Origin of the sequence: Pseudomonas sp. NFACC46-3 (assembly GCF_900114515.1) — a bacterium.
Lineage (GTDB): Bacteria > Pseudomonadota > Gammaproteobacteria > Pseudomonadales > Pseudomonadaceae > Aquipseudomonas > Aquipseudomonas fluorescens_Q.
This window is the reverse complement of sequence record NZ_FOTH01000016.1, coordinates 26,985-33,782: the sequence shown is the minus strand read 5'-3', so window position 1 is coordinate 33,782 and position 6,798 is coordinate 26,985. Positions and strand designations below refer to the sequence as shown.

Below are 6,798 nucleotides of genomic sequence, written 5' to 3'. Positions count from 1 at the left end.
TGCTTTTGTGGCGAGGGAGCTTGCTCCCGCTGGGCTGCGCAGCAGCCCCCTCTCAAGCTCACCAATTAACCTGATCCACCGTGTCGCCGGGCTCCAGGGGCGCTTCGCGCCCCAGCGGGAGCAAGCTCCCTCGCCACAGATTCCCCGGCTGTCAGCCGCGACGACGCAGTGCGTCGATACGCTCTTCCAGCGGCGGGTGGCTCATGAACATGCGAGCCAGGCCCTGCTTGATGCCACCGTTGATGCCAAAGGCATTCAGGGTGTCGGGCATGTGCACCGGCAAGCCTTGCTCGGCGCGCAGGCGCTGCAGGGCGCCGATCATGGCGCTGGTGCCGGCCAGGCGTGCACCGGCGTCGTCGGCGCGGAACTCGCGTTTGCGCGAGAACCACATGACGATGGCGCTGGCGAGGATGCCCAGTACCAGCTCGGCGAAGATGGTTGCCACGTAGTAGGCGATACCCTGGCCTTCTTCGTTCTTGAAAATCACCTTGTCGACGAAATTGCCGATGATGCGGGCAAAGAACATCACGAAGGTGTTCACCACGCCCTGGATCAACGCCAGGGTCACCATGTCGCCGTTGGCGACGTGGCCGATCTCGTGGGCCAGCACGGCCTTGACTTCATCGGGGGAAAACCGCTCGAGCAAACCCTGGCTGACGGCGACCAGTGCGTCGTTCTTGTTCCAGCCGGTGGCGAAGGCGTTGGCCTCGTAGGCTGGGAAAATCCCGACTTCCGGCATCTTGATACCGGCTTCGCGGGACAGTTGCTCGACAGTTTGCAGCAGCCATTGTTCGTGACGCGTGCGCGGCTGGCTGATGATCTGGGTGCTGGTGCTCATCTTCGCCATCCACTTGGAGATGAACAGCGAGAACAGGGAACCGGCGAAACCGAACACCGCACAGAAAATCAGCAGCTGATTGAGGTTGAGATCAACCCCGTTGGCCGCCATGAACCCGTTGAAGCCGAAGAGGCTCAGGGTGATGCTGGCAATCAGCACGACCGCCAGGTTAGTGGCCAAGAACAGCAGGATGCGCATCATGGTTGTGAAAATCTCCTCGTGCTAAAGATGTAGCGTTATGCGGGGTATATAAGGTGCCGCCGCAGGCTATTCAACTCGCCGACTATTTCAAACTGTGTCCTACACGCGTCCTAAATGTTTGAAAGACTTTTCTGAAAGTGACCAGGGAAAAGAAATGCGCTGCCTGCCCCCCGTGAACGTTGAGCCCAGATGCATGTTGACCGTCCAATCCCCAGTGTAGAAGGCCCGACGGAGTCGGCGGAACGGATATGTTGCTGAATCAAACAGCGTGCGAGGTGAGGACGCCTCGCACGCTGCCTGGCTTACTGACGGTAGGACTTGAGGAAGTTGCCGATCCGGCCAATGGCCTGGTCGAGGTCATCGACCCGTGGCAGGGTCACGACGCGGAAGTGATCCGGCCACGGCCAGTTGAACGCCGTGCCCTGGACCACCAGCAGCTTCTCGGACAGCAGCAGGTCGAGGACGAATTTTTCATCGTTGTGGATCGGGCAGACCTTCGGGTCGATCCGCGGGAAGGCATACAGCGCGCCCATCGGCTTGACACAACTGACGCCGGGAATGTCGTTGAGCAGTTCCCAGGTTCGATTGCGCTGTTCCAGCAGCCGGCCCTGGGGCAGGACCAGGTCGTTGATGCTCTGGTAGCCGCCCAGCGCCGTCTGGATCGCATGCTGGCTCGGCACGTTGGCACACAGGCGCATGTTGGCCAGCATGTCGATGCCTTCGATGTAGCTCTGGGCGTGATGCTTGGGACCGGAAATAACAACCCAGCCCGATCGGAAACCCGCTACCCGATAGGATTTGGACAGGCCGTTGAAGGTCAGGCACAGCAGGTCCGGTGCCAGGGATGCAGTGCAGATGTGCACGGCGTCGTCGTAGAGGATCTTGTCGTAGATCTCGTCGGAAAACACCACCAGGTTGTGTTGGCGGGCCAGTTCCAGCATGCCCAGCAGTACTTCCCTGGAATACACGGCGCCGGTCGGATTGTTCGGGTTGATGATCACCAGTGCCTTGGTATTGGGCGTGATCTTGGCCTTGATGTCCGCCAGGTCGGGAAACCAGTTGGCCTGTTCGTCGCACAGGTAATGCACCGGATTGCCACCGGACAGGCTCACGGCAGCGGTCCACAGCGGATAGTCCGGCGCCGGCACCAGCACTTCGTCGCCATTGTTGAGCAGGGCCTGCATGGACATCACGATCAGCTCGGACACGCCGTTACCCAGGTAGATGTCCTCGATGCCGACACCTTCGACCTGCTTCTGCTGGTAGTACTGCATCACGGCCTTGCGGGCGCTGAACAGGCCCTTGGAGTCGCTGTAGCCCTGGGCGGTTGGCAGGTTGCGGATGACGTCCTGGAGGATTTCATCGGGCGCTTCGAAACCAAAGGGTGCCGGGTTACCGATGTTCAGCTTGAGGATGCGATGGCCTTCCTCTTCCAGGCGTTTGGCGTGCTTGAGCACCGGGCCGCGAATGTCGTAGCAGACGTTGGCGAGCTTGTTCGATTTGCTGACCTGCATGGCGATGTGTTCCCGAAAATGAACGATCCAGGCGGCGTATGAACCACCGTACTGGGAATCCTGCGTCTGTGCCCAGGCCTGACGCGGTATAGGCGTCACAATCCGTTTGAATGCGCATGACGTGACTGCCAGACTGGCGTCTGACGAGGCGCAATCATACGTGCCGCCCGATCTGCGGAAAAGCGTCGGATCGGGCTTTTTCAATTGCCGAGGTAGGACGATGGAAAAGTTGGAAAAAACCCTTGAAGAATGGCACTCCATGCTCGACCCGGAGCAGTACAACGTCTGTCGGCTGAAGGGCACCGAACGGCCATTCTCCGGTAAGTACAACGCCACAAAGACCGACGGCGTGTACCACTGCATCTGCTGCAACGAGCCGTTGTTCGATTCGCAGACCAAATTCGATTCGGGCTGTGGCTGGCCAAGTTTCTACGCGCCGATCGAAGGCAGCGCGGTGGTGGAGGTGCGGGACGTCAGCCACGGCATGATTCGCACCGAGGTGGTCTGCGCCAGATGCGACGCCCACCTGGGCCACGTCTTCCCCGACGGCCCGCCGCCCACGGGTTTGCGGTACTGCATCAACTCGGTGTGCCTGGATCTCGTACCCCGTTAGGCACTGCTCACAATCCCCCTGTGGCGAGGGAGCTTGCTCCCGCTGGGCGGCGCAGCCGCCCCAATAGGGGATGACGCGGTCTTGCAGAGCCGGGTTTACGACGGCTGCGCCGCCGAGCGGGAGCAAGCTCCCTCGCCACAAGAGCCTGTGGGCTCCACAGACCATGGGTTCGGATAATTAAATTGCACACAATTGAATCGCTCGCTATCTTCACCGCCTGTCCTATTCGTTTTGGAGCCTTGCCATGAGCGACAATCTGCTGAGCATCCCGTGCACCACCATCAAGGGGGAGCAAAAGACCCTCGCCGATTTCGCCGGCAAGGCTGTGCTGGTGGTCAACACGGCCAGCCAGTGCGGGTTCACTCCGCAATACAAGGGGCTTGAGGCGTTGTGGCAGACCTACAAGGACCAGGGCCTGGTGGTGTTGGGCTTTCCCTGCAATCAGTTTGGCAAGCAGGAGCCGGGCGACGAGGGGGCGATTACCGAGTTCTGCGAGTTGAACTTCGGTGTGAGTTTTCCGCTGTTCAAGAAAATCGAGGTCAACGGCGCCAACGCCCATCCCCTGTTCGTCCAGCTTAAACAGCGGGCGCCCGGGGTGCTGGGGTCCAAAGGCATCAAGTGGAATTTCACCAAGTTCCTGATCGGCAGGGACGGCCAAGTGGTCAAGCGTTTTGCCCCGACCACCAAGCCCCAGGACCTGACCGGTGAGATCGAAGCGCTGCTCAAATGAATGACCTGTCAGTCGATTCCCTGAAGCTCGACAGCCAGTTGTGCTTCAAGCTGTACGCTGCTTCGCGTGCAGTGATCCGTGGCTACAAGCCAATGCTCGATCAACTCGGCCTGACCTATCCGCAATACCTGGCGATGCTGGTGCTGTGGGAATGGCAGGACACGGCCCCGCTACAGCCCACGGTCAAGGCGCTGGGTGAGCGTTTGCTGCTGGATTCCGGGACGCTGACGCCGCTGCTCAAGCGCCTGGAACAGCTGGACCTGGTCCAGCGCCAGCGTTCGGCCCGGGACGAGCGGGAGGTGCACTTGAGCCTGACGACTGCCGGACGAGCCTTGCGTGAACAGGTCGGCCCGCTCAAGGCCCGCCTGTTGTGCGACAGCGGTATCGACCTGGACCGCCTCGCAACATTGCGAGACGGTCTCGATCACCTGTTGGGCCAGATCAAAGCGCTGACGTAGTCGGCACCCACTGGTCCAGCACTGCCGCCAGTTCTTCGCGGCGGAACGGCTTGGACAGGTAATCGTTCATGCCGGCCGCACGGCAGCGCTCACGTTCCTCGGGCATTGCGTTGGCCGTCAGGGCGACAATCGGCAGGTCCGACCAGCGCCCGCTTTGGCGGATCTGTCGACTGGCTTCGTAGCCATCCATTACCGGCATGTTGCAGTCCATCAACACCAGGTCGAACACCCGCTGTTCCAGTTGACTCAGGGCTTCGGCGCCGTGGGCTGCGACGGTGACTTCGCAGCCCAGTTTTACCAACATCCCCTTGGCCACCAGTTGGTTGACCGGGTTGTCCTCCACCAGCAGCACCCGTCCACGCCTGGACGGCGCCAGGGCTTCGATCTGTGCGTCATCGATGACGGTCGCCTCGCTTTGCATGGCGCGCCGCAGAATCTGGTACAGCGCATGGCGCGCCAGCGGCCGGGCCTGTTGTATCAGCGGGGCGAGGGCGGCGGCTTCTTCGCTGGGCATGAAGCTGCCATAGGCGGTCACCAGCAGGATCGGTGCATCAAAGGTTGGCCGCAGGTTGAACAGGCATTCCGGGCAGTCGGTAATCAGTACGTCGGGTGTGAGCCCCAGCAACCGGTCGTCGATGGAGCGCTGCACATAATCCAGGCCCCATCCCGGCAACAGCATGCCCAGCAACTCGGCCAGGCCGCTGTTGCTGCCGGTGATGGCGACGACGTTGCCGCGCAACGGTTCGACCGGCGTTGCCGGCAGATGGCAGGGCAGGGGCAGGTCGGCACAGAACTGACTGCCGAAGCCAGCTTCGGAACTGATGGTCAACCGGCCCTGCATGGCTTCGCAGAGGTTGTAGGTCAGTGCCAGGCCCAGCCCGGTGCCACCGAACTGGCGGGTAATCCCGGCGCCGGCCTGGGTGAACGGCTGCAGGATTCTCGCCTGGGCTTCCTGGGGGATACCGATGCCCGTGTCGCAGACCTCGATGCGCACGCCGCCGTCGTAATGACTCAACTTCACGTCGACCCGGCCGAAGCGCGTGAACTTCAGTGCATTGGACAGCAGGTTGCTGACGATCTGACGCACCCGGGTCGGGTCGCCGAGAACCTGCGCCGGGAACTGCGGCTTGATCAGGCAGGCCAGTTCGACACTCGGGGCCGCGTTCTGGGAAAGCAGGTTGGCCGTATCCTCCACCAGGGAGCCGAGGTCGAACGGGATGCGTTCGAGTTCCAGTTGACCGGCGTCGAATTTCGACAGGTCGAGGATATCGTTGAGCAGTTCGACCAATACCTTGCCCGAGTCATGGGCAATCGATAGCTGTTGCTGTTGTTCGGCCGTCAGGGGGCCGTCCAGGGACAGGGCGATCATTCCCAGCAGGCCGTTGAGCGGTGTGCGGATCTCGTGGCTCATGTTGGCGAGGAACGCAGAGCGGGCCTCGGCCATGTCCAGGGCCGTGCGCCGGGCCACTTCCAGTTCCTCGTTGGACTGGCTGAGGCGGGCGTTGCTGGCCTTGAGTTCGGCGGTGCGTGCCGAGACGATGTTCTCCAATTGCGCGAGGTATTCGGTGAGGCGATTTTCGGCCGTGCGCCGCTGCTGGATTTCGGTGGAGATATTTTCGAACTGCTGGTTGGCGACGGAAACCAGTACGCCGATTTCATCGGACTGGTGGCCGGCAGGGCATTCCAGGTGATTCTGTTCGTTGCTGCTCGGGTCGCGGCTGCTCAGTTCGCGGATGACCCGCACCAGGGGCTTGGTCAGCATCACGTAGAACAGTGCCAGCAGCAGGCCCGTCAGGATCAGGCTGCGGGCGAAGCCGTTGAGCAAGGTGACCTCGGCACGGCGCAGGAAACGACTGCCGAACGCATAGGTGTCGACGTCCAGTCGCAGCATGCCCAGGGATTCGTTGGGCAAATGATCCAGGTAGAGCCGATCCTCGAACTGACGCTGGGCGCCGAACAGAAAGTCGCTGATGAACCGGTAGCTGCTTTGCAGCTCGGGCCGCTTGACGCTGGCGAGCACGGTATTGTTGTTGTCGATCAGCTCGGCCCCAATGATGGCCGGTGAGCGCAACAGGCCCATGGACAGCTCCTGGGCGAGCTCGGCGTCGATGTTGTAGGCGATACGCGAGGCCGGGTTGTGGCTGATTTCCAGCAGCGAGAGGATTTCACGGTTGATCGACGCGTCTTCGCTGGCATAATCGATGCCGATCTGCATCAGACTGAGCAAGGTGCCCAACACGAAGCCCACCAGGACGGTCAGGCGGGCCTGCTTGTAGGAAAGCCGTTGGGTGAATCTGATGTCCATTGAGTGATGAACCACTTACGTTTCCCTTCGCCGGTCAAGCATAGCTGATCATCTCTGAGTACCGGTGCAGCCGGTGTGTATTGTGTGAAGTAGACCCGCCATTGGATACGACGTTTCGTAGCTCGAGCGCCATCATTAC

6 protein-coding genes are annotated in these 6,798 nt (G+C 61.2%); 3 read left to right on the top strand and 3 right to left on the bottom strand.

Annotation, left to right across the window (positions count from 1 at the left end):
* Positions 1 to 151: 151 nt before the first annotated feature.
* Positions 152 to 1,039, bottom strand: a complete 888-nt coding sequence (gene htpX, locus BM300_RS16890) for a protease HtpX (protein WP_003199411.1) — start codon at positions 1,037 to 1,039, stop codon at positions 152 to 154.
* 302 nt (positions 1,040 to 1,341) lie between these two features.
* Positions 1,342 to 2,553, bottom strand: coding sequence for a pyridoxal phosphate-dependent aminotransferase (locus BM300_RS16885; RefSeq protein ID WP_003199412.1), 1,212 nt, complete (start codon positions 2,551 to 2,553; stop codon positions 1,342 to 1,344).
* Positions 2,554 to 2,773: 220 nt separating this feature from the next.
* On the opposite strand from BM300_RS16885, the gene msrB reads away from it, so the two are divergent.
* From msrB to BM300_RS16870, 3 genes are all read left to right on the top strand, one after another.
* The gene (msrB, locus tag BM300_RS16880) at positions 2,774 to 3,166 is read left to right on the top strand and encodes a peptide-methionine (R)-S-oxide reductase MsrB (RefSeq protein WP_092144817.1); all 393 of its coding nucleotides are present in this window, start codon (positions 2,774 to 2,776) and stop codon (positions 3,164 to 3,166) included.
* A gap of 244 nt (positions 3,167 to 3,410) precedes the next feature.
* A complete protein-coding gene (locus tag BM300_RS16875; protein WP_092144815.1) occupies positions 3,411 to 3,896 on the top strand; it encodes a glutathione peroxidase in 486 nt (161 codons plus the stop codon).
* A complete protein-coding gene (locus tag BM300_RS16870; protein ID WP_092144813.1) occupies positions 3,893 to 4,354 on the top strand; it encodes a MarR family winged helix-turn-helix transcriptional regulator in 462 nt (153 codons plus the stop codon). Before BM300_RS16875 ends, BM300_RS16870 begins: the two co-directional genes overlap by 4 nt.
* Here BM300_RS16870 and BM300_RS16865 read toward each other — a convergent pair.
* A complete protein-coding gene (locus BM300_RS16865) occupies positions 4,338 to 6,659 on the bottom strand; it encodes a hybrid sensor histidine kinase/response regulator (protein WP_092463381.1) in 2,322 nt (773 codons plus the stop codon). The genes BM300_RS16870 and BM300_RS16865 overlap by 17 nt on opposite strands.
* Positions 6,660 to 6,798: the final 139 nt, after the last annotated feature.

Excerpts from the sequence above, each read along its gene's own strand:
- BM300_RS16870 (WP_092144813.1), top strand. The coding sequence starts at position 3,893 with ATGAATGACCTGTCAGTCGATTCCCTGAAGCTCGACAGCCAGTTGTGC.
- BM300_RS16865 (WP_092463381.1), bottom strand. The coding sequence starts at position 6,659 with ATGGACATCAGATTCACCCAACGGCTTTCCTACAAGCAGGCCCGCCTG.
- msrB (WP_092144817.1), top strand. The coding sequence starts at position 2,774 with ATGGAAAAGTTGGAAAAAACCCTTGAAGAATGGCACTCCATGCTCGAC.
- BM300_RS16875 (WP_092144815.1), top strand. The coding sequence starts at position 3,411 with ATGAGCGACAATCTGCTGAGCATCCCGTGCACCACCATCAAGGGGGAG.
- BM300_RS16885 (WP_003199412.1), bottom strand. The coding sequence starts at position 2,553 with ATGCAGGTCAGCAAATCGAACAAGCTCGCCAACGTCTGCTACGACATT.
- htpX (WP_003199411.1), bottom strand. The coding sequence starts at position 1,039 with ATGATGCGCATCCTGCTGTTCTTGGCCACTAACCTGGCGGTCGTGCTG.